Annotated in this window: 18 protein-coding genes and 1 tRNA gene; 10 read left to right on the plus strand and 9 right to left on the minus strand. The window is 61.1% G+C overall.

Annotated features, from left to right (window positions below):
- Positions 1-12: 12 nt before the first annotated feature.
- The 4 genes from rpoD (at position 13) to HWY05_RS33765 (ending at position 5257) form a co-directional block, all read left to right on the plus strand.
- On the plus strand, positions 13-2406 hold the full coding sequence (gene rpoD, locus HWY05_RS33750; RefSeq protein WP_081936310.1) for an RNA polymerase sigma factor RpoD: 2394 nt from the start codon (positions 13-15) through the stop codon (positions 2404-2406).
- Between the two features lie 153 nt (positions 2407-2559).
- Positions 2560-2647 (plus strand) — tRNA-Ile (locus HWY05_RS33755).
- Between the two features lie 305 nt (positions 2648-2952).
- Positions 2953-3159: a hypothetical protein gene (locus tag HWY05_RS33760; protein WP_176061074.1), complete on the plus strand. Its 207-nt coding sequence runs from the start codon at positions 2953-2955 to the stop codon at positions 3157-3159.
- A gap of 964 nt (positions 3160-4123) precedes the next feature.
- Positions 4124-5257 (plus strand): porin, encoded by a 1134-nt coding sequence (locus tag HWY05_RS33765; RefSeq protein WP_035561201.1) that lies wholly within the window; start codon positions 4124-4126, stop codon positions 5255-5257.
- A gap of 168 nt (positions 5258-5425) precedes the next feature.
- Here HWY05_RS33765 and HWY05_RS33770 read toward each other — a convergent pair whose 3' ends face one another.
- The gene (locus HWY05_RS33770; RefSeq protein WP_176061075.1) at positions 5426-6508 is read right to left on the minus strand and encodes a porin; all 1083 of its coding nucleotides are present in this window, start codon (positions 6506-6508) and stop codon (positions 5426-5428) included.
- A 329-nt stretch (positions 6509-6837) separates the two neighbouring features.
- On the opposite strand from HWY05_RS33770, the gene HWY05_RS33775 reads away from it, so the two are divergent.
- Positions 6838-7188 (plus strand): transposase, encoded by a 351-nt coding sequence (locus HWY05_RS33775; protein ID WP_035564050.1) that lies wholly within the window; start codon positions 6838-6840, stop codon positions 7186-7188.
- 123 nt (positions 7189-7311) lie between these two features.
- Here HWY05_RS33775 and HWY05_RS33780 read toward each other — a convergent pair whose 3' ends face one another.
- Together HWY05_RS33780 and HWY05_RS33785 are read right to left on the minus strand one after the other, a co-directional pair.
- Positions 7312-8871 carry a methyl-accepting chemotaxis protein gene (locus HWY05_RS33780; RefSeq protein ID WP_035561207.1) on the minus strand — a complete coding sequence of 520 codons (1560 nt, stop codon included), beginning with the start codon at positions 8869-8871 and terminating at the stop codon, positions 7312-7314.
- Between the two features lie 191 nt (positions 8872-9062).
- Positions 9063-9809: a Crp/Fnr family transcriptional regulator gene (locus tag HWY05_RS33785; RefSeq protein WP_176061076.1), complete on the minus strand. Its 747-nt coding sequence runs from the start codon at positions 9807-9809 to the stop codon at positions 9063-9065.
- A gap of 158 nt (positions 9810-9967) precedes the next feature.
- Here HWY05_RS33785 and HWY05_RS33790 point away from each other — a divergent pair, with 158 nt between their 5' ends.
- On the plus strand, positions 9968-11599 hold the full coding sequence (locus HWY05_RS33790) for an acyl-CoA synthetase (RefSeq protein WP_176061077.1): 1632 nt from the start codon (positions 9968-9970) through the stop codon (positions 11597-11599).
- Positions 11600-11627: 28 nt separating this feature from the next.
- On the opposite strand, the gene HWY05_RS33795 is transcribed toward HWY05_RS33790, so the two are convergent.
- The 3 genes from HWY05_RS33795 to HWY05_RS33805 form a co-directional block, all read right to left on the minus strand.
- Positions 11628-11852: a hypothetical protein gene (locus tag HWY05_RS33795; RefSeq protein WP_035561215.1), complete on the minus strand. Its 225-nt coding sequence runs from the start codon at positions 11850-11852 to the stop codon at positions 11628-11630.
- Between the two features lie 289 nt (positions 11853-12141).
- On the minus strand, positions 12142-12345 hold the full coding sequence (locus HWY05_RS33800; protein WP_006047703.1) for a cold-shock protein: 204 nt from the start codon (positions 12343-12345) through the stop codon (positions 12142-12144).
- A gap of 297 nt (positions 12346-12642) precedes the next feature.
- Positions 12643-13278 carry a LysE family transporter gene (locus HWY05_RS33805; protein ID WP_035561219.1) on the minus strand — a complete coding sequence of 212 codons (636 nt, stop codon included), beginning with the start codon at positions 13276-13278 and terminating at the stop codon, positions 12643-12645.
- A 496-nt stretch (positions 13279-13774) separates the two neighbouring features.
- On the opposite strand from HWY05_RS33805, the gene HWY05_RS33810 reads away from it, so the two are divergent.
- Together HWY05_RS33810 and HWY05_RS33815 are read left to right on the plus strand one after the other, a co-directional pair.
- Positions 13775-14038: an H-NS family nucleoid-associated regulatory protein gene (locus HWY05_RS33810; RefSeq protein ID WP_035561222.1), complete on the plus strand. Its 264-nt coding sequence runs from the start codon at positions 13775-13777 to the stop codon at positions 14036-14038.
- Between the two features lie 220 nt (positions 14039-14258).
- Positions 14259-15497, plus strand: a complete 1239-nt coding sequence (locus HWY05_RS33815; protein WP_176061078.1) for a serine hydrolase — start codon at positions 14259-14261, stop codon at positions 15495-15497.
- A gap of 167 nt (positions 15498-15664) precedes the next feature.
- Here the strand turns inward: HWY05_RS33815 and pcaG are convergent, their stop codons facing one another.
- Complete coding sequence (gene pcaG / locus HWY05_RS33820) at positions 15665-16252, minus strand: protocatechuate 3,4-dioxygenase subunit alpha (RefSeq protein ID WP_176061079.1); 588 nt, start codon at positions 16250-16252, stop codon at positions 15665-15667.
- Positions 16253-16255: 3 nt separating this feature from the next.
- Positions 16256-16960 carry a protocatechuate 3,4-dioxygenase subunit beta gene (gene pcaH / locus HWY05_RS33825; RefSeq protein WP_035561231.1) on the minus strand — a complete coding sequence of 235 codons (705 nt, stop codon included), beginning with the start codon at positions 16958-16960 and terminating at the stop codon, positions 16256-16258.
- A 108-nt stretch (positions 16961-17068) separates the two neighbouring features.
- Between pcaH and pcaQ the strand changes: the two genes are divergently transcribed.
- The gene (pcaQ, locus tag HWY05_RS33830) at positions 17069-18070 is read left to right on the plus strand and encodes a pca operon transcription factor PcaQ (RefSeq protein ID WP_176061080.1); all 1002 of its coding nucleotides are present in this window, start codon (positions 17069-17071) and stop codon (positions 18068-18070) included.
- A gap of 293 nt (positions 18071-18363) precedes the next feature.
- Positions 18364-19500, plus strand: a complete 1137-nt coding sequence (locus HWY05_RS33835; RefSeq protein ID WP_176061081.1) for a VOC family protein — start codon at positions 18364-18366, stop codon at positions 19498-19500.
- Positions 19501-19592: 92 nt separating this feature from the next.
- Here HWY05_RS33835 and HWY05_RS33840 read toward each other — a convergent pair whose 3' ends face one another.
- On the minus strand, positions 19593-20537 hold the full coding sequence (locus HWY05_RS33840) for a LysR substrate-binding domain-containing protein (protein WP_176061082.1): 945 nt from the start codon (positions 20535-20537) through the stop codon (positions 19593-19595).
- Positions 20538-20676 lie beyond the last annotated feature (139 nt).

Here is a 20676-nt window from a genome sequence, read left to right on the forward strand (position 1 = left end):
AAGGGCGATGCGATGGCAAAGACTACAGGCGGAAATAAAGCGGCAGGCACAGGCTCGAAGGAGCCGACCAGAAAGGTCACCGAGGCCAGGCTAGATTCTTCCGCCAGAAAAACGTCTACCGTCAGTGTTGCACCGGTTGCGGGGAAGAAATCCTTGACCAGTTCCGCTGCGCGAGCGGAGCAGGTTGAGGCAGCGAGAGTGGTATCACCACCGGTCACGAAGCGGCCGGGTGTCAGAAGCGCAAGGGAAGCGGTTGTCGCGCAGGACGATGCGGCAGTCCGCGAGGTTCCAGTATCCACGGTTCAACCGGCTGGCGTCCACCAGCCGCGAGTCGAGACTACAGCCGGTACGGCGAACTCCATGACGAAAAAGCTGAATGAAGTACCCGTCGATGACGAAGCAACCCAAAGCGAAGAAACCCCTGCCGCCGCGGCTCCGGCCAAAGTGGAAAAGGTCAAGGCTCGCGACCGTCGTGCAAAGGAAAAAGCGCTGCTGAAAGACGCGTTCGCGTCGTCACAGCCGGGCACGGTCGAGGAACTCGAGGAGCGCCGTTCCAAACTGCGCACGCTGATCAAGCTCGGCAAGGAGCGCGGCTTCCTCACGTACGCCGAAATAAACGACCACCTGCCGGACAACTTCACCGAGACCGAGGCGATCGAAGGCATCATCAGCACGTTCAACGACATGGGCGTGGCGGTGTATGAACAGGCCCCGGACGCTGAAACGCTGCTGCTGAACGACAACGCACCCGCCGCTTCGTCGGACGACGAAGTGGAAGAGGAAGCCGAAGTCGCGCTGTCCACCGTCGACTCCGAATTCGGCCGCACCACCGACCCGGTCCGCATGTACATGCGCGAAATGGGCACGGTCGAGCTGCTCACGCGCGAAGGCGAAATCGAAATCGCCAAGCGGATCGAAGACGGTCTGAAGCACATGGTGATGGCAATCTCCGCGTGCCCGACCACGATCGCCGACATCCTCGCCATGGCTGAGCGGGTCGCGAACGAGGAAATCCGGATCGACGAACTGGTGGACGGCCTGATCGACGCCAACGCGGAAGACGCGGACGGCTTCTCCGCGCAAGAGGCGGAAGCGATCGAGAGCGACGAAGAAGAAGTCGAAGAAGAGTCCGAGGAAGACGAGGAAGAAGACGACGGCACGGCGCAAGCCACGGCCAACGCAGCGCAGATGGAAGCGCTCAAGCGTGCGTCGCTCGAAAAGTTTGCCCTGATCAGCGAATGGTTCGACAAGATGCGTCGCGCGTTCGAGAAAGAAGGCTACAAGTCCAAGTCGTATCTGAAGGCTCAGGAAACGATCCAGAACGAACTGATGACGATCCGCTTCACCGCGCGCACGGTCGAGCGTCTGTGCGATACGTTGCGCGCGCAAGTGGACGAAGTGCGTCAGGTCGAGCGTCAGATTCTGCACACGGTGGTCGACAAGTGCGGCATGCCGCGCGCGGAGTTCATCGCGCGTTTTCCGGGCAGCGAAACGGATCTCGAATGGGCCGACCGGATTGTCGGCGAGGGTCACGCCTACAGCGCGATCCTCACGCGGAACATTCCGGCTATCCGCGAACAGCAGCAACGTCTGCTGGACCTGCAGGCGCGTGTCGTATTGCCGCTGAAGGACCTGAAGGAAACCAACCGTCAGATGGCGGCCGGTGAACTGAAGGCGCGGCAAGCCAAGCGCGAAATGACCGAGGCGAATTTGCGTCTCGTGATCTCGATCGCGAAGAAGTACACGAACCGTGGTCTGCAGTTCCTCGACCTGATTCAGGAAGGCAATATCGGCCTGATGAAGGCGGTGGACAAATTCGAATATCGCCGCGGCTACAAGTTCTCCACGTACGCCACGTGGTGGATTCGCCAGGCCATTACGCGTTCGATCGCCGACCAGGCGCGTACGATCCGGATTCCGGTTCACATGATCGAAACGATCAACAAGATGAACCGTATTTCGCGTCAGATTCTGCAGGAAACCGGTCTCGAACCGGATCCGGCAACGCTGGCCGAGAAGATGGAAATGCCGGAAGACAAGATCCGCAAGATCATGAAGATCGCGAAAGAGCCGATCTCCATGGAAACGCCGATCGGTGACGACGACGATTCGCATCTGGGCGACTTCATCGAAGATACGAACACGGTGGCGCCGGCGGATGCGGCCTTGCATGCCAGCATGCGCGACGTCGTGAAAGATGTGCTCGACTCGTTGACGCCGCGCGAAGCGAAGGTGCTGCGCATGCGTTTCGGTATCGAGATGAGCACCGATCACACGCTCGAAGAAGTCGGCAAGCAGTTCGACGTGACGCGTGAGCGGATCCGTCAGATCGAGGCGAAGGCGCTGCGCAAGCTGCGTCATCCGAGCCGTTCGGACAAGCTGAAGTCGTTCCTTGAAGGGAATTGATCGACGCTTGTAGCGTGTAGTAATCGATGTAGCGGTTTGAAGGGGCTTCCCGGTTGTTTCGCGATAGCGAAGCGGTTGCGGAGGCCCCTTTTTCGTGTAGTATGTCGGCCAATCAAGGAATCGGCCCGGCCTTCAAGACCGGGTCTTTTTCTTGGGCCGGACGCCGTGCTGGTTGCAGGCAGCGGACTCATAATCCGCCTCCGAAAGGACATCGTCGGTTCGAATCCGACCCGGCCCACCATCAATGTAAAAAGGGTTTCGAGACTTCGAAACCCTTTTTCGTTTTACGGCTTGAAATCGGTAATGGCGTGCGGCGATATAGCGCGTCCACCGCGCGATTAATTCGGATTCGGATTTCGGGTGTGTGGATTCCAGCCGGGTTTTGCGGGTATGCCGGAGCTGGATTTCTCGTTGGCGGTCAAGCGCACAGACTGATCCGCAACGTGCCGCTAGTCTGCCTAAATACGACCCTGAATTCCGTCCCTGCCTGTGGCACATGGTTTGCTCAATGTCGGCGTCAAGACCGTACCCATAACGAGAACTATCATGCGACCCGACCACACCGTTACCGAATTCGTTCCGCCTCAACCTTTGTTGGCTTCATCCGTGGAAGACGGCGGGGAAGCCATGCCGCGCAGGCAAATCTCCGCGCTGGCACGTGCGACATTCTGCTTTGCGTGGCTATTCGGACTGGAGGCGTTCCTGAGCGTATCGGGCGACGAGGTGCCGGGCTCCCGGCTCGATCGCCACTGAATGATTGCGCTGATCGATGCAGACGCTCGACGAAGTCGATCAGGCCACCCTTGGCCCCCCCCGGACGCGACACGCCATAAGGTAAGGCTTGCCGGTAATTAGGGAAACTCCGTGTAAAAATTGGAACCGCGTCGCCGTTAAATAAAGACGGAAGGCTGTTCGATGTTTGCCGTCCGCTTTCAGCACGGGTTTTTGTCACGCGGCGGCCGGCGCCGCAACTCACCTCCGGGCAATGCCCGTGCCGAAAGCTTCAATTTCGACACGCGCGCTGTTGCAGCGTACAGCGCGAACGAGCATGAGCGACCCAAGCAGGATTTCATAAGACCGCCCTAAGGGCGGTTTTTTCTTGGGCTGTCTTCTGGCTGCGCCAGCGCGCGCCCTAGCCGCATTGGCGCCGCGCGAATTGAGTTCGCAACCACTTCGCCGTTGTAAAACCTTTATGACCTGCATCAAATATTGCGGGATAACTGGCATTTAAATGCACGACCGCATTTTCCAGATTAAGTTCCCGTCTTTCTAAAATAAATCTACTCCCCTCCGTAATACCCGTTTTGTCATTGCCTCAATTTCGAGCAATATGCCGGCTTTCATCATTCTTGGGTCCGACCCGATTACGTCACGCGTATTAAACACTGTTGCATGCGCACAACTTTTAATATTGAGAGATTGCAAATGACTTATGTCTGGAGCAGGCGCCAGACGTCTGCGATGTTGCGATAAATGCAGGAAAAACAACGACTTAAGGCCTGGCAGGTCCGGATTATTGCGGATTCTGAAAAATCATGTTGTGTAAATTGCGGGCGTTACCACCAGGGTCGCCCCCTACACTCACGCTTCGTTTCAAGGGTGCCCAGATGCCGACCGGAAAACGGTTCGGCGAACACGGGCAGCAGCGGATGTCATGCATGCGCAGCTGAGGCAAGTCCCGCTCCCCGCGTAAATTTATCGAACAGGAGTCCCACGCATGAAAAAGAGTCTCATCGTTGTTGCGGTTGCCGCATCGTTCGCTTCCGTCGCTCACGCTCAAAGCAGCGTGACCCTGTATGGTTTGCTCGACGCAGGCCTGACGTACACCAGCAACGTCAACCACAACGCAAAGTACTCGGCAGGTAGCGGTGGCATCAACCAAAGCATGTTCGGTCTGCGTGGTTCGGAAGATCTGGGCGGCGGTCTGAAGGCAATCTTCACGTTGGAAAGCGGCTTCAACATCAACAACGGCAAGTTCGCTAACAACAACGGCATGTTCAACCGTCAGTCGTTCGTCGGTCTGTCGAGCGCGCAATTCGGTACGGTCACGCTGGGTCGTCAATACGACGCAGCGCAAGACTACCTGGCACCGCTGACCGCAACGGGCAGCTGGGGCGGTACGTACTTCGCTCACCCGTTCAACAACGACAACCTGAGCACGAACGGCGGCTACTCGGTCAACAACTCGATCAAGTACTCGAGCGCTAACTACGCTGGCTTCACGTTCGGCGGCACGTACGGCTTCTCGAACCAGGCTGGCGCATTCGCAAACAACCGCGAATACAGCGTTGGTGCTGCATACCAGTGGCAAGGTCTGCACCTCGGTGCTGCTTACGCACAGCAGAACAACCCGGGCGCAGGTAACGGCGGCGCGTCGGACGGTTCGTACGTCAACGCACTGGCAGGCAACGTCGGCAGCTTCCGTCAGCGTGAATTCGGCTTTGCTGGTTCGTACGCATTCGGCCCGGCTACCCTGGGTCTGGCATGGACGCAATCGCGTTCGGACAACTTCGTCGGTGGTGCACAGTCGCTGCGCGCTAACAACTATGAAGTCAACGGCAAGTACAACCTGACGCCGGCTATGAGCCTGGGCGTTGCGTACACGTTCACCGACGGCAAGGGCTACGGCGTTGCTGCCAACGGTGGTTCGGAATCGGTTCGCTACCACCAGATCGGCGTGCAAGCTGACTACTCGCTGTCGCGTCGTACGGACGTCTACGCTCAAGCCGTGTACCAGCACGCAATGGGCGACGGCGGTGTCGCTTCGATCTACAGCGGCGACAACTCGCAACTGCCGTCGTCGTCGAAGAACCAGACGGCTGCTACGGTCGGTCTGCGTCACCGCTTCTAAGCTTCCGCAGAAGCTAGTTGTTGTGGAAAAGGTGCCGTTCGCGGCACCTTTTTTTATGGGCGCGCGATATGCGCAAGCCGCCACATCCGCATGCCAGACGCCGCCGCGCCCAGCAAAGCCCGAGTAGGCCCAGGCAGGCCCACTGGGCCCACCCCTGATCCAGACGCTCTAGAAAATCGTCCGCAGACCTAGCGCAACGCCGGTCTGATTATCTTTGCCCGGCAACTCAACCGACGCGGCACCCGACACCTTGTCGAAATCGACCGTGCCGTACACCTCGGTGCGCTTCGACAGCGCGTATTCCGCCAGCGCCACGAACGTATAGCGATTGCCGCTGCCCAGCAGACCGTTGCCGATCGCCGCGTTCGACATGTGGTCGTAGTAGGCCGCGCCGGTCAGCGTCAGCGCGTGGGTAGCCTGCCACGTTATGCCGGCAAACGGGCCGTTGTCGACCCGACCCGAGCCCTTCAGGATGTCGACGCCTTGCACGAGCGGTTGCTGCGCCAATGCGCTATCGACGAAACCCGTGTCGTCCTTCGAATGCAGATAGCCGATGTACACCTTCGCCGTGCTGAAGGCATAGACCGCATCCGCGTTGAAGAGGGTTTGCTTGTGATTGCTGTTGTCGCTGTTCTGCTGCACCCCGGCCGCGACGCTCAACGGACCGGCTACGTACGACAACGTGAAGCCGACCATATTGCCGGCGCCGAGATGGCCCGGAACCTGCCCGGAGAAGCCGCCCACGCCGGTCGATTCCGCGTTGGTGCCGAACGAGTACATCGCGGCCATGGTCAGGCCTTTGTACGTGCCGGTGTATTTGACGGCGTTGTCGGCATAGAGCCCGGCGCCGAGCGCGCCCGGCAGCCACGAGTTTTCCGCGTAGTTACCGACGGTCAGCGGATCATAGGTATCGCCGAGCAGATCGAACAACGGCGTCTTCTGACGACCGAGCGTGACCGTGCCGTATTGGCTACTAAGGCCGACATACGCGTTGCGGTTGAAGAGTCGCTGGCTGTCCGAGGCCGAGCCGTCCTGTAGATTGATGCCGCTTTCCAGATCGAAAATCGCCTTCAGACCGCCGCCCAGGTCTTCCGAGCCGCGCAGACCCCAGCGACTATTGGTGATCGCGCCGTTGGTCATGAACAGGCGCCCGTCGTTCTTCGCGTTGGAATGGCTCAGGTAGCGCAAGCTCACATCGGCCACGCCGTATAGCGTGATCGAACTTTGTGCCGAAGCCTGCTCGGATGTCATGGCGACGATCGCGCCGCCTATAACTGCGGCGGTCTTGAGGAGCCTTACTTGTCTCACTGGTTTTCCTGCTTGTCGGTTATGGATTTTTAATTGAGGCGCGCGGTGTAGCGTGGCCACGCCGCGGGCGCGCCGATAATAAATCACCACCTTCGTCACGCCAAAAATTCTTCGACGCAATAAATCGTTGCGTTTATTGACATTTGTCCACATGCATCTGACAAGAATTAACTTTCGTGAATGCGTGCTTGCGTTAGTCTGAAATTCATTTATCGATCGACCTTATTTTCGCGGCGACGCTAGCACGTGTGCTGCAGGCGCGTTTCTACTGCATGAATACTCTCGCTTCAAATCTGACTCACACACCGGCCGTTCACGATCTCACGGACGAGCAATGGCACCGCATCGTGCCGCTGCTGCCCGAAATGAAAGAGCACGGGCCTCGGCGCGGCCGTCCCAGCATCGACATTCGCCGCGTGATGAATAGCGTGATGTGGGTGCTGCGCACGCGCGCGCCGTGGAGCGCGATGCCCGAGCGCTATGCGCCGTATCAGACCGCGCATCGTTATTACCTGCGCTGGAAGAAGTCAGGCGTGCTGGCCGATATCGCCTTCACGCTATTTGGCAGCGACGCCATGCTCGAGCGGCCACTCACGCGACGCAGCGACGTGCGAGCCGCGTAAATCGCAACGGAAGTCGACTATCTGGTTGGGTAGTCGAACCTTCAAAAGAAAAAGCCGTCACCGGGCATTCCCTGTGACGGCTTTTTCATTAAAGCTTCTCGCGCCCGACGCGGCGCCATCCGGCTACGCGCGCTGCTCGACCTTGAACACCGCAACGGCATGCTGCAGGCGCTCCGTCTGCTCATCGAGCGAGCCCGCGGCGGCTGCGGCCTGCTCGACGAGCGCGGCGTTGCGTTGCGTGACGTCGTCCATCTGACGGATGGCGAGGTTGACTTCGCCGATGCCCGAACTCTGCTCCTTCGAAGCCGCGGAGATCTCATTGATGATGGCCGTCACGCGGCGCACCGCGTCGACCACTTCGCCGATCGTGCTGCCGGCCCGGCCGGCCAGCGACGAGCCTTCGCCGACTTGCGCGACCGACTGATCGATCAACACCTTGATCTCCTTCGCCGCCGTCGCGCTGCGTTGCGCGAGATTGCGCACTTCGCCCGCGACCACCGCAAAACCGCGGCCTTCTTCGCCGGCGCGGGCGGCTTCGACCGCCGCGTTCAGCGCGAGAATATTGGTCTGAAACGCAATGCCCTCGATCACGCTGATGATCTCGCCGATCTTGCGTGAACTATCGGTGATGCCGGCCATTTTCTGCACCACGTCGTTGACCACCTGACCGCCGCGCGCGGCGATGCTTGACGCGTCCGTCGCCAATTCCGATGCGGTGGCCGCGTTGTCGGCATTCTGCGTGACGGTCTTGGTGAGTTCGTCCATGCTGGCCGCGGTTTGCTGCAACGACGCGGCCTGTTCCTCGGTGCGGCTCGACAGATCCAGGTTGCCCGCGGCGATTTCCTTCGACGCGATCGTGATCGTCTCCGCGGACGTCTTGATGCGCGTGATGGTAGCCGCCAGTTGATCGCGCATCTCGCGCAGCGAGAACAGCAGGCTCGACGTGTCGTCGCGGCGCAGGTCGATGCGGGTGGCGAGATCGCCGCGCGCGATCTGCATGGCGATCGCGGCGGCAGTGGCCGGTTCGCCGCCGATCGAGCGCGACACGTTGCGCACTACGCGCGACGCGACGAACGAGACGAGCACGCCCAGCACCACGAGCATGCCGGCCGAGCGGGCTAGCGTCGCGTAGAACTGCGCCTGGATGTCGTCCATGTAAGCGCCGGCGATGAAATCCCAGCCCCAGGGCGCAAAACGCTTCACGTAGCCGATCTTTTCGCTCGGCGTCGTTTCGCCGGGTTTCGGCCACCAGTAGCGCAAGTAGCCCGAACCGCCCGCCGAGCCGCCCGCTTGCGCGATGTCGTGATAGAGCGCGTTGCCCTTCGCGTCGCGGAAGCCGCTCATGTCCTTGCCGTTCAACTTTGGGCTCATCGGATGATCGATCATCACCGAATCGCTGCGCACGATCGTCACGTAGCCGGACGCGCCGTAACGCTGCGCGTTGATGCGGGCGATGGCCTGCTGTTTAGCGACGTCGACGGAGAGCTTGCCGGCGTCGGCCTGCTTCGCGTAATCCGCGACGATCGACGCCGCCATGTCGGTGACGTCGGCCAGATCGGCCTGGCGTGCGTCCATTTGAGCGTTACGTGCATCGAACGCGTTCACAACGGTCACGATCAGGAGCGCGACCCAGCACAACAGCAACGGCACCCACAGTTTCTGTTTCAGTGTCAGACGGTTCATTATCGGTTTCGACGAGACGTTGAGCTCGGAATAGAGCGAGGCTGCAATCTGCGTTGCATAGTCCGCATAACGGCTGCGGTAGCGCTTTCTTTATCCATCTGCTGAAAATTTAGGCGCGGATAAGCAAAACGGCCGTGCTCGAGCGGCCGTTGCAATGAGAGGGCGATGAAACGCGGTGCGGCGCGTGAGCGCTAGATCTGTTCGCGGCCGAATGCACCTAGACGCTCGAGATCGAGCACGTCGATCTGGTTGTACGAGAGGCGCAAAATCTGCAGCTTTTCGAGGTTTTGCAGCGCCTGATTGATCCGTTGACGCGATACGCCCGCTAACAGGCCGACTTCTTCCTGCGAAATAGCGAGTGTGCGGCCGGTGTCGGGATACAGATCGGGATTGAACAATTGCGCGAGCGATTGCGCGACGCGTGCATCCACATCGAGCAGCCGGCTATTCTGGATCGACGCGATGAACTCGCCCATCCGGTTGTTCAGTTGCCGGATCACGAAACCGGTGAACGGCAGGCTGCTCTCCAGCAGCGCATGGAACGTCGCCGATGGCACGAACATGACGAGCGAGGGCTGAATCGCGGCCACGTCGTATTTGCGTAGTTCGCGCTTGATCACGCTGCCTTCGCCGAACCAGCCGCCGGGCGGCACGCCCGACAGCGTGCAACTGCGCCCCGACGCGTTGTAGATGGCGAGCTTGATGAGGCCGGTGTGCACGCCGATCCAGTAGTCCGACGGCTCCTGGCGGCGGGCGATCCACGCGCCGCCCTCGAGCCGTTCCGCATGAGCGCTCGCGAGGACCATCGCCTGATGGTCGGCGGCGAGCGCCCGAAACCACGCGCAGGTGGCAAACAGGCGCGGCAGATCGTCGCGCGCGACCCGTTCGGTGCGGTGCGGCTGGGTGTCCGCGAGGACGGGGAGCGGAGCGTCGTTCATAAGCGGCTTGAGTGGCGGATTCGGCTGAAGTCGGGTGGCCCACGCTGGGGCGAACCACTCTGTCATTTGAATGACAGACAGTTCACCATGTCACTTGCTAGGCTAGCTTACCCACCAGAATAAGCGACGGCGCGGCCAGCGCCTCAGGAGACGAAGCGATGAAGCACATGTTCGAAGAAGGCCTCGAGCGGCGTGAGGCCAATTATGTCCCGCTGACGCCGATCGATTTCATCGCGCGCGCGGCTGAAGTCTACGGTGAGCGGCTGGCGGTCGTCCATGGGGAGATTCGCCGCACCTGGCGCGAGACGTACGAGCGCGCGCGGCGTCTGGCCAGTGCGCTGCGGCAGGCCGGCATCGAGCGCGGCGACACGGTGGCCGCCTTGCTGCCCAACATTCCTCCGATGATAGAAGCGCACTTCGGCGTGCCGATGGCCGGCGCTGTGCTCAACACGCTGAATACGCGGCTCGACGTGTCGTCGCTGCTATTCATGCTGCGCCATGGTGAGGCGAAGGCGTTGATCGTCGATACGGAATACGGCGAATTCGCGCATCGCGCCGCGCTGGAGTTTCCTGAGTTGCGTGTGATCAGTGTGGCCGACGCGATGCCCGCGGACCCCGCGAAGTTCATCCGCGCGACCGACTATGAAACGTTCCTGCAAGCCGGTGACCCCGCTTTCGCGTGGACGATGCCCGTCGACGAATGGGGCGCCATCGCGCTGAACTATACGTCGGGCACGACCGGCGATCCGAAGGGCGTGGTCTATCACCATCGCGGCGCTTATCTGAATGCGCTCAGCAATATCCTCGAATGGGATATGCCCAGGCACGCGGTCTACTTATGGACGCTGCCGCTTTTCCACTGCAACGGCTGGTGTTTTCCATGGACCGTTGCCGCGCGCGCCGGCGTGAATGTCTGTCTGCGCCGATTCGACGCGAAGACGGTGTTCGACCTGATTCGCCGCGAGGGCATCACGCATTATTGCGGCGCGCCGATCGTGCAGAGCGCGCTCGCCAATGCGCCGGCTGAGTGGCGCGAGGGGATCACGCATCGCGTATCGACGATGGTGGCGGGCGCGGCCCCAGCGCCGGCCGTAATCGCGAAGATGAAGGAGATCGGTTTCGATCTGACGCACGTGTACGGGCTCACTGAAACTTATGGGCCGGCGGCCGTCTGCGCAAAACAGGAAGCGTGGGATGCCCTCGACGACAGCGCGCGCGCCGAAATGAATGCGCGGCAAGGCGTGCGCTACCACCTGCAATCGGCGGTGACGGTACTCGATCCGGACACGCACGAGCTTGTGCCCGCCGACGGCGAAACGCTCGGCGAGATCATGTTCCGCGGCAATATCTGCATGAAAGGGTATCTGAAGAACGAGCGCGCCACGGAGGCAAGCTTCCGCGGCGGCTGGTTCCATACCGGCGATCTCGGTGTACGGATGCCTGACGGCTATATCCGCATTCGCGATCGCAGTAAGGACATCATCATTTCGGGCGGCGAGAACATCTCGAGTATCGAGGTCGAAGACACGCTGTATCGCCACCCTGCGGTATCGGTTGCCGCCGTGGTGGCGATGGCCGATCCGAAATGGGGGGAAGTGCCGTGCGCCTTCGTCGAACTCAAGGAAGGCGCGCAGGTGACCGAAGAAGAGATCATCGCGCACTGCCGGCTGTTTCTTGCGGGATTCAAATTGCCGAAAGCGGTGCGCTTCGGCGAATTACCGAAGACGTCGACGGGGAAAATCCAGAAGTTCGAACTGCGCGCGCAGATCAAGGCCGAAGGCCATGAATAGCGCGCGTGACCACGCTTATTGAGCGCGTTTAACCGCGCGTGTCGACCCAGTGGTGTGCCCAGCGTGCCGAGTGCTGCAAAGCCTGTTCTTCGTTCGTGAAGTAGTCGAGCGAATAGAACTGGTAGCGCCCTTCGGTGCGCGCGCTGTCAGCGCGTTCGAGCAGCAGGTTGGACGAAAACGAGCCATCGGGTAAACGGTGCGTCGAGGGTTTGACGGCATAGCCGTTGTAATGATGAATATGTTTGATTTGCATTTTATTTCTAATAATGTGCGAGTGCGCGCCGGCCGTGCGGACGCTAATGCGAGTCACGCGGACGAGCTGATTCGAGCCATTGCGAGCCGAATTCTGACGCAGTCGGAAAGCGAAAAATGGGCGTTGAAGCCAGAGGGGAGAATGAGGTGCAACGAGGCGTTTGGCGCTTATGCAAGCTGCTGAAATGATTCGCAGCTAAAAAGCGATCGCGCCAGCTGTGGGAGACGAAGCTCCGCGAGGATGTCGCTGCAACCCGGTGTCCGTTGCCGGACACCGAGCCCTTCAAACTTTACAGCGGCGTGATGTTAGCCGCTTGCAGACCCTTCGGGCCTTGCTTCGTTTCGAAGCTCACCTTTTGGTTCTCAGCCAGCGTCTTGAAGCCATTGCCGCTGATTTCCGAGAAATGCGCGAACAGGTCGTCGCCGCCCTTGTCCGGGGTGATGAAGCCAAAGCCTTTGCTGTCGTTGAACCACTTAACGGTACCGGTATCCATGAGGAATCCTTGAGTAAAAATAGAGAAAGATGTGCTCGGTTGATTGAGCGGATGAAGCGTCAAGGAGGGAGAGGACAACGAATACCGCTTGGGAGCGAGACATTGATGAACAGCAATCGAACTTCTTGAACTTCGGGTGGCAGAGTAACCGCTTAGGTGTGTCAGCGTCAACCCCTATCTCGTAACTATTTTGCCTGGCAAGTCGGATCGCCGACGCGACGCGCCTGGTGATGCGGCCCTGGTTCGTGGTTTGCCGTGTCGCGCGACACGGCAAACGGTTCGATCAACGGCGCGGCTTCAGATCCCCACTTTATGGGCGGTGAGGATCAGACGCAGACCCAGCGCGGTGACGGCGCTCGCGGCGACGCGATCGATCCACGCTTTCCATTGCAGATAGATTTCGCGCGGACGTTTGCTCGAAAAGCACAACGCGACGATCGTGTACCAGCCGGCTTCGATCGCGAAGATCGCGGGCGGCAATGCGAAGTAGCACCACAGCGGCGGATGCTGCGGGAGCAGGGCCGCGAAGATGCTGCCGTAGTAGACGGCGGTCTTCGGATTGCTGAGTTGTGTGCTCAAGCCGATCCAGAACGATTTGCGCGGATTGGTGACGGCAGCTTGCGAAGCGTCGAAGGCGAGCGGTTTAGCCGCGCCGCGCCAGATTTTCGACGCCAGATAGATCAGATAAAGGCCGCCCGCCACTTTCAGACCCACGTAGAGCCATTCGACGGTAGCGAGCAGCGTATAGAGCCCGAGCAACGCGATGCCGCTAAAGAACACACCGCCGATACCCATGCCGAGCGCAGTAGCAAGACCGTCGCCGCGAGAAAGTCCAATCGCATTGCGTGCCACGATAACGAAGCTCGGTCCTGGACTCATTGCGCCGAGCAGGAGCGCGGCAAGAATCGTGATGACGGCGGTTGAGGCATGCATGATGGTGTCTCCTTGGCGTGGACGGTCGAACGGCTATCGGTTGAACTTTGCCTGCTGGATGGAGCGACTCCCTTTGTTGCCGGCTATTGTAGCTTCCGCGCGTAAGTCGGCGAATTCGTCGGCGAGTTCGTCAGTGTGTGAGAGTGGATTGCCCAATACGTGAAAAAGAAATGAATTGCCGACGTCGCACGCAAACCATCCGTTGCTGCAAGCAGAAGAAATTGGATGCTAGAATTCCTGCCCATACGCAGAAGCAACCCCCGAATGGTGGGTGAGACACCGATCCCCTTCGAACCTATCGAACCGATTACCGGCAAATTCCCTGGAATCCAGGATTTGTTGGGCATGATTTCCCGGTGCAATTCGACTCGAACAGGACGTCATTGTGAATTCGAATTGCGCTCGGCCGATTCGAACCGCATCCAGGCTTCGCGTTGTTTAGCGAAGCCTTTTGTTTATCCAATGCGAGCAATACTAGCCTCGACACCACTACGTTATGAAAGAGCGAGAAGGACAAATGCAGCTCGACCTCGACGGGAATGCGCGTGAGCGCCTGATCGTCTGGATCCGCCGGCGCATGGACGACTACGGCATCACGTTGGAAGTGCTCGCCGAATCGATCGAGGCCGACGCGAATGCGGTTCGCGCGGTGCTGTACCGCGACGCTTTCGGCAATAGCTGGGACGGTTATGGCGATAAGCCGGATTGGCTCGCGCGCGCCATTCACGCTGGGCAGAACATCGATCACTTCCGTTGTTAATGGTGGGAACGCTTCGCTCGATTCGAACGATTCGCTTGGCGTAGTGAGCGCTGCGCATCGCTACGCCCTGTACGCGGCACACCCGCCCGTCTGCGGCGAATCGGCTGGCATGCGCCTTTACCGTTGATCGTCGGCACGATCTGTCTTAACATCGCCCGGGTCGTTGCCGGCTTCGTGTCCACTCCATTTCGGGCACACACGGCACAGAACTGGAAGCTGAATGCCGTACGGTCGTCGAAGTCCCTCGTTTGAATTCCCTGCCTGTCGTTTTCCTGCATGGCTCCGCTGTTTCGCGGCAATCGGCCTGTTATGGCTGAATATCGGCGCGTCGTTCGGTGCGGCTCATGAGCCTGTGCGGCATTCGTCCGCTCGCGTGAGCCGACATGCCGTGCCGTCGACGAAACATGCGTCGAAAGCGAAAATCCACTCGTCCAATCAAGCGAAAAAGCCCACTGCCGGCAAAGCGCGGCGTCGCGTCGCGCACAAGCGCAAGCAGTTGACGAACGGCGAGCTGCCCATGCATGCCAGTCAGCACGCGACCAGGCATCGCAGGCAGGCCGCGCGCAATGCGCGCGAGCCGCGAGGCGTACGGCGTCCCACGGCGGTGACTGCGCAGCGCAACGCGACGTCCACTGCAGCATCGCGTACGGCCGCGCATGCGTCGTCTCGTTCACCTCATCTGCTGGCGCGCTGCGGCTATACGCCCAGGTCGCGCGCCTTGCTTCGCGCGAAAGCCGTTTATGTCGTGGACGAACGCACGCATACCGTACTGACCGAAAAGCAGGCCGACCGGATCATGCCGATCGCTTCGGTATCCAAACTGATGACGGCGGTCGTGTCGCTCGATGCCAAACACGCGCTGAATGCGCCGCTCGACGTCACCGTCCATGATCAGGACTTCGACAAGTTCACCGGCTCGCGCCTGAGTGTGGGGTCGAGATTGTCGCGTCACGACATGCTGCATATCGCGCTGATGTCGTCGGAGAATCGTGCCGCCGCCGCGCTGAGTCGCGATTACACGGGCGGGCGACCGGGCTTCGTCGCTGCGATGAATGCGAAGGCGCGCGCGCTCGGCATGCGGCATACGTCGTTCGTCAACGGGACGGGTTTGTCGCCGCATAACGTTTCCACGGCGCGGGATTTGTCGCTACTGGTCGCGGCGGCGAGCCGCTATCCGTTGATTCGCGCGTATTCGACCGATCGCTCTCAAGTGGTTTTGCCGGGCGGCGGGCGGGCACGTTTGAGTTACGTGAACTCGAATGCGCTGGTGCGTGGCGGCGACCGCTCGATCGTTTTGCAGAAGACTGGCTTCATCAACGAGGCGGGTCACTGTGTCGTCGTGCGAATGAGGGTGCATGGGCGGCCCGTCGATATCGTCGTGCTCGGCGCGCCAGGCGCACACGATCACATTGCCGACGTGGAGCGCATCAGCCGCTGGCTGCACTGTTCGCTTCGATAGCCGTTTGCGGTTTTCAGTTTGCAGTTTTCAGCAGCCACATCAAACCCGTCAGGCCAAAAAAAAGCCCGCGCGGGGCGGGCTTAACTACTCGGAGTTTCGCGATCCAGTCGCTAGACGGATCATGCTCAGTGTATGTGAAAGCTATATGAAAGTGTAGAAAAACCGTATCAAAGGTCGAAAAACACGGTTTCCTGATCGCCTTGCATGTGGATGTCGAACCGGTACACGTTGGCCGTGTCCGGCTCGCGGCGCGCGATCAGCGTGCCGCGCCGGTCCGCTGGGACTGCTGCCAGCACGGCGTCTTGCGCGTTCGCTTCGGCTTCGTCTTCGAAATAGATGCGTGTGAAGGTGTGCAGCAGCATGCCGCGCATCGTCACGATTACGTTCAGATGCGGCGCTTCGTCCGGGCTCACACGGCCGGGTTTGACCGTTTCCACGACAAAACGCTTGTGCGGGTCCGTGCCGGTGCCGACGCGCGCAAAACCGCGAAACCCCGTCCTCAGGATGTCTTCGCGCGATTCCGGGAAGTGGCCGTTCGCGTCGACTTGCGACACTTCGAGCATCGCGTCGCCGATCACTTTGCCGTCACCGTCGAACAACTGGCCGACGATCGTGATGTGCTCGCCGGCCGCTTCGCGGTCGGCCACGACAGGCGTGAACAGGCTCTTGAACTCGAAATCGTACTGTTGCGGGCACAGACCGTAGGCGAAGTAAGGTCCCACGGTCTGCGAAGGCGTTTGCTTAAGGGTGGTCATGGCTTAGCGCTCCATCGGCGTTTGATTGCGGCCGCGCAGCACGATGTCGAAGTCGTAGCCGAGCGCATAGGCTTCTTGCGTGGTGTCGAGCGAGAAGTTCGCGATCAGCAGGTCGCGGGCGTGTTCCGGCGTGCCCTGGAAAATCGGATCGAATGCGAGCAGCGGGTCGCCGGGGAAATACATCTGCGTCACGAGGCGCGAGCCGAAATGGTCGCCGAACAGCGAAAAGTGAATATGGTTCGGACGCCACGCGTTCGGGTGATTGCCCCACGGATACGCGCCTGGCTTGATGGTCAGAAAGCGGTAACGGCCGTCGTTGTCGGTAATGCAGCGGCCCGCGCCAAGAAAGTTCGGATCGAGCGGCGCGTCGTGCTGGTCGGCCTTGTGCACATAGCGGCCGGCAGCGTTGGCTTGCCAGATTTCGACCAGCGTATTGCGCACCGGTCGGCCGCCTTCGTCGAGCACACGGCCCGTCACGATGATGCGTTCGCCAAGCGGCTCGCCGTTACGCACGGCATTGCGCGTCAGGTCGTGATCGAGCGCGCCGAGATCTTCCGTGCCGTACACCGGCACGCGCTGGTCGCGCAGCTTTTCCTTCAGCGGAATCAGCGGACGCGTCGGGCCGCGTTTGACCGATGAACCGTAGCCGGGATGGATGTAGGCGGGGTGGGACGCGAAGTCGCGCGGGGTGAGAGAGGACTCGTCCATCAGTGTCTCCTTCGGACAATTGTGGGATACGGCTTTATGGAGCGACTGTATCTAACCGGAGCGGTTATGAAAAATGACGTTTTCGACCGTTTCGTATAACCTGTCGTTATGCAACGCAGTCTCGCGGATAGCCGCGTCAAATTCCGTCATCTCCAGTGCTTTCTGGCCGTTGCGCAGTTCGGCAGTGTCCAGCGGGCCGCCGACAGCCTGTCGATCACCCAACCCGCCGTCTCCAAGACGATTGCCGAACTCGAGGCGATTCTCGGCGTGAAGCTATTCGAGCGCGGTCGCCATGGCGCGGTGCCGACCCGCGAAGGGCAGCTCTTCATGCCGCACGCCAGTGCCTGCGTCAGCGCGTTGCGGCAGGGCGTCGACCTGTTGGCGCGCGCGGAAGGCGCGGCGGCGGCCACGCTGGAAGTCGGTGTGCTGCCGACCGTGGCGGCGGCGCTGATGCCGCCGGTGCTGGAGCGGATCGGCGCGCTGTGGCCGCGCGTGATCGTGCGCCTCGCGACCGGCGCAAACCCGGAATTGCTCGAGCGGCTGAAAGCGGGCACGATCGAACTGGCGATCGGGCGCCTGGCCGATCCGGAGCGGATGGTGGGGCTCAGCTTCGAGCAGTTGTTCAGCGAGCCGTTGATCGCGGTGGTGCGAGCCGGGCATCCGCTGGCGTTGGGGCCGGGTTTGCCTGCCAGTGCGCTGGAAGATTATCCGGTGGTGTTGCCGCCATTCGGCACGCTGATCCGGCAGTCGGCGGAAAGTTTGTTGAGCGCGTGGGGCGTGCCGCCGTTGTCGGCGTTCGTTGAGGTGCTGTCGGTGTCCACGGGGCGGGCGCTCACGCTGGAGAACGGCGCGGTGTGGTTCGTGCCGCAGAGCGCGGTGGAATATGAGCTGGCGCACGGCATGCTGACGCGTTTGCCGTTGCCGTTTGCCGGCACCGACGAGCCGGTCGGTTTAATCCGGCGTTCGGATACGCAGCCGTCGCCGGTGGGGCGCGCGTTTATCGACGCGGTGCGCGAGGTCGCGCGGCAGCGGATGGTGGCGATGGCGGATAAGCCTGCGGACAAGGGCACGCGTAAAGGCGCGCGCGCGAAGAAGACGCCGAAGCATTGACGCTGGCCGATGCGAACCACGAACCACGAACCACGAACCGCAACCGGCAACCGGCAACCGGCAACCGGCAACCGGCAACCGGCGCCTCTGTTCAAATGTGAACCATTTAGTACAAAATGTAGGTTGCGAACGCCCCGCGACCCGGTGTACAAACACGGTGCATATGCGCGTCGCGTACCGCATTGCCGCAGCGCACCACGCATCCGGCTTGAGCCCGCTGGAAAAAACAGGGTGCGCAGTCAACCGCAGCAACATCGAACACAGCAGTCGAACGACCGCACAAGGAGATTGCCATGCCCCGCGACCTGCCCACTCCCGACGCCGCGCTGCGCGCCGTGTCGGTGCCTGAGCACAACCCGCTCGGCACAGCCGGCCTCGAATTCGTGGAGTTCGCCGCGCGCGACCCGCAAGCGCTTGGCGAGACCTTCAGGCAGCTCGGCTTCAAGGCGATCGCCCGTCATATCAGCAAGGACGTCACGCTGTATCGCCAGGGCGAGATGCAATTCCTGATCAACGCCGAGCCCGATTCGTTCGCCGCCCGCTACGCCGAGGAATACGGCGCGGGCATCTGCGCTATCGGCATTCGCGTGGCCAACGCGCAGCGCGCATTCGACCGCGCGATCGACCTCGGCGCATGGGCGTTCGAAGGCGAGCGGCTCGGCAAGGGGGAATTGCTGATCCCGGCGATTCAGGGCATTGGCGACTCGCACATCTATTTCATCGACCGTTGGCGCGGACGCGGCGGGCAGCGCGGTGGCCTCGGCGACATCTCGATCTTCGACAGCGACTTCCGGCCCGTCGAGATCGACACGGCGCACGCCGATCTGAGTCACGCGGGAACCGGGCTCGTGGCCGTGGATCATCTGACGCAAACGGTCGGCGAGGGCCGCATGCAGGAATGGCTCGACTTCTATCGCGACCTGCTGAATTTCCGCGAGATTCACGAGTTGCACGCGAACTGGCACATCGCGGCGGAATCGCGGGTCATGGTGTCGCCGTGCGGCGCGATCCGCGTGCCGTTGTACGAAGAAGGCACGCGCCGGACCAACCTGATGCACGACTATTTGCCGGACCATCCGGGCGAGGGCGTGCAGCACATCGCGCTCGCCACCGACGACATTTTCGCGTGCGTCGAGCAACTGCTCGCGAACGGTGTCGAATTCGTCGAGCCGCCGCCGCGCTACTACGCGCAACTCGATACGCGTTTGCCCGGTCACGGGCTCGACGTCGAGCGGCTCAAACGCACGCATGTACTCGTGGATGGCGAAATCGGCGCCGACGGCGTGCCGTTACTGTTTTTTCAGACCTTCGTGCGCCGCCGTGTCGGCGAGATCTTCTTCGAGATTGTCCAGCGTCAGGGGCATCACGGTTTTGGCGAAGGCAATCTGAGCGCGCTGGCGCAGGCCCGCGATCAGCAAGCGGGCGGTTGACGCGATTCAACGGTTCAACGCGTCAAGGCTTCAAAGCGTCAAGGCTCCAACGCTTCAAGCCCCGAACGGCCGCCCGCTGCCGCCGGCCGCGCTCAATCACCGCCCGGATTACCCGCCAACGCCGGATTCACCGCCCCATAATCCGCCGCCTCATGCAGCAGCCACTCACGAAAGCTCGCGAGCGGCTTACCGTGACTCAACTCCGTCGGATAAACGAGGTAGTACGCCGAGTCGGCAACCGCCGGCGCGGCGAGCGGCACCGCGAGCGGAATCACAAGCCCGAGCTGTTCGAGTTGCGCATCCACAAAAAAGCGCGGCACCAGTGCGATGCCGAGGCCGGCCGCGGCGGCGCTGATCAGCATGGTGTGGAGTTCATAGCGCACGCCCTGCATGGTCCGGTTGTCGTCGACGCCCAGATTCGCGAACCACGTTGCCCAGCCGTCGGGCCGGGTGGTGGAGTGCAGCAGCGGATAGTCCAGCAGATCGGCCGGCTGTTCAACCGGCCGCGTCAGCAAACTCGCCGCGCACACCGGCACGACCTCTTCGCTAAACAGAAAATCCGCCGACGTGCCCGGCCACGTTGGTTTGCCGTAGTGAATCGCCGCTTCGAAATGCGTGTCGGCGAACGGGAACGTGCCGGTGCGCACGCCCATGTTCACGCGAACATCCGGATACCGCGCATTGAATGCCGCGAGCCGCGGAATCAGCCATTGCGACGCAAAGGTTGGCAGCACCGCCAGTTCCAGATAACCGCCGCCGCTGCCATGCGCGATGATCGACAGCGTGTCGCGGTCGAGCTGTTCCAGCGAGCGCCGCACCTGCGCGCTATACACCTTGCCCGCCTTGGTCAGTACCACACGCTGTTTGACGCGCACGAACAGCCGCACGCCGAGATTGGTTTCGAGCGTATTGATCTGCCGCGACACCGCGCTTTCGGTAAGGAACAGTTCGCGCGCCGCATGCGTGAAGCTCTCGTGCCGGGCGGCGGCTTCGAAAGCGAGCAGCGCGCCCATGTTGGGGATCTTGAACTTTCGCATGTTGATTCCGAAAACGCATCAAGTGGCGATTTTATCTCGCTTTACGGCGGCGCTGAGAATTTGAATAATGTTGCCTTCAAACTTGCCGTATCGCGCGTTGCGCGGCCACCGGCGGTCCCCGACAGCGCGTCGGCGAGCG

It is taken from the genome of Paraburkholderia sp. BCC1876 (assembly GCF_902833695.1).
Taxonomy (GTDB): domain Bacteria; phylum Pseudomonadota; class Gammaproteobacteria; order Burkholderiales; family Burkholderiaceae; genus Paraburkholderia.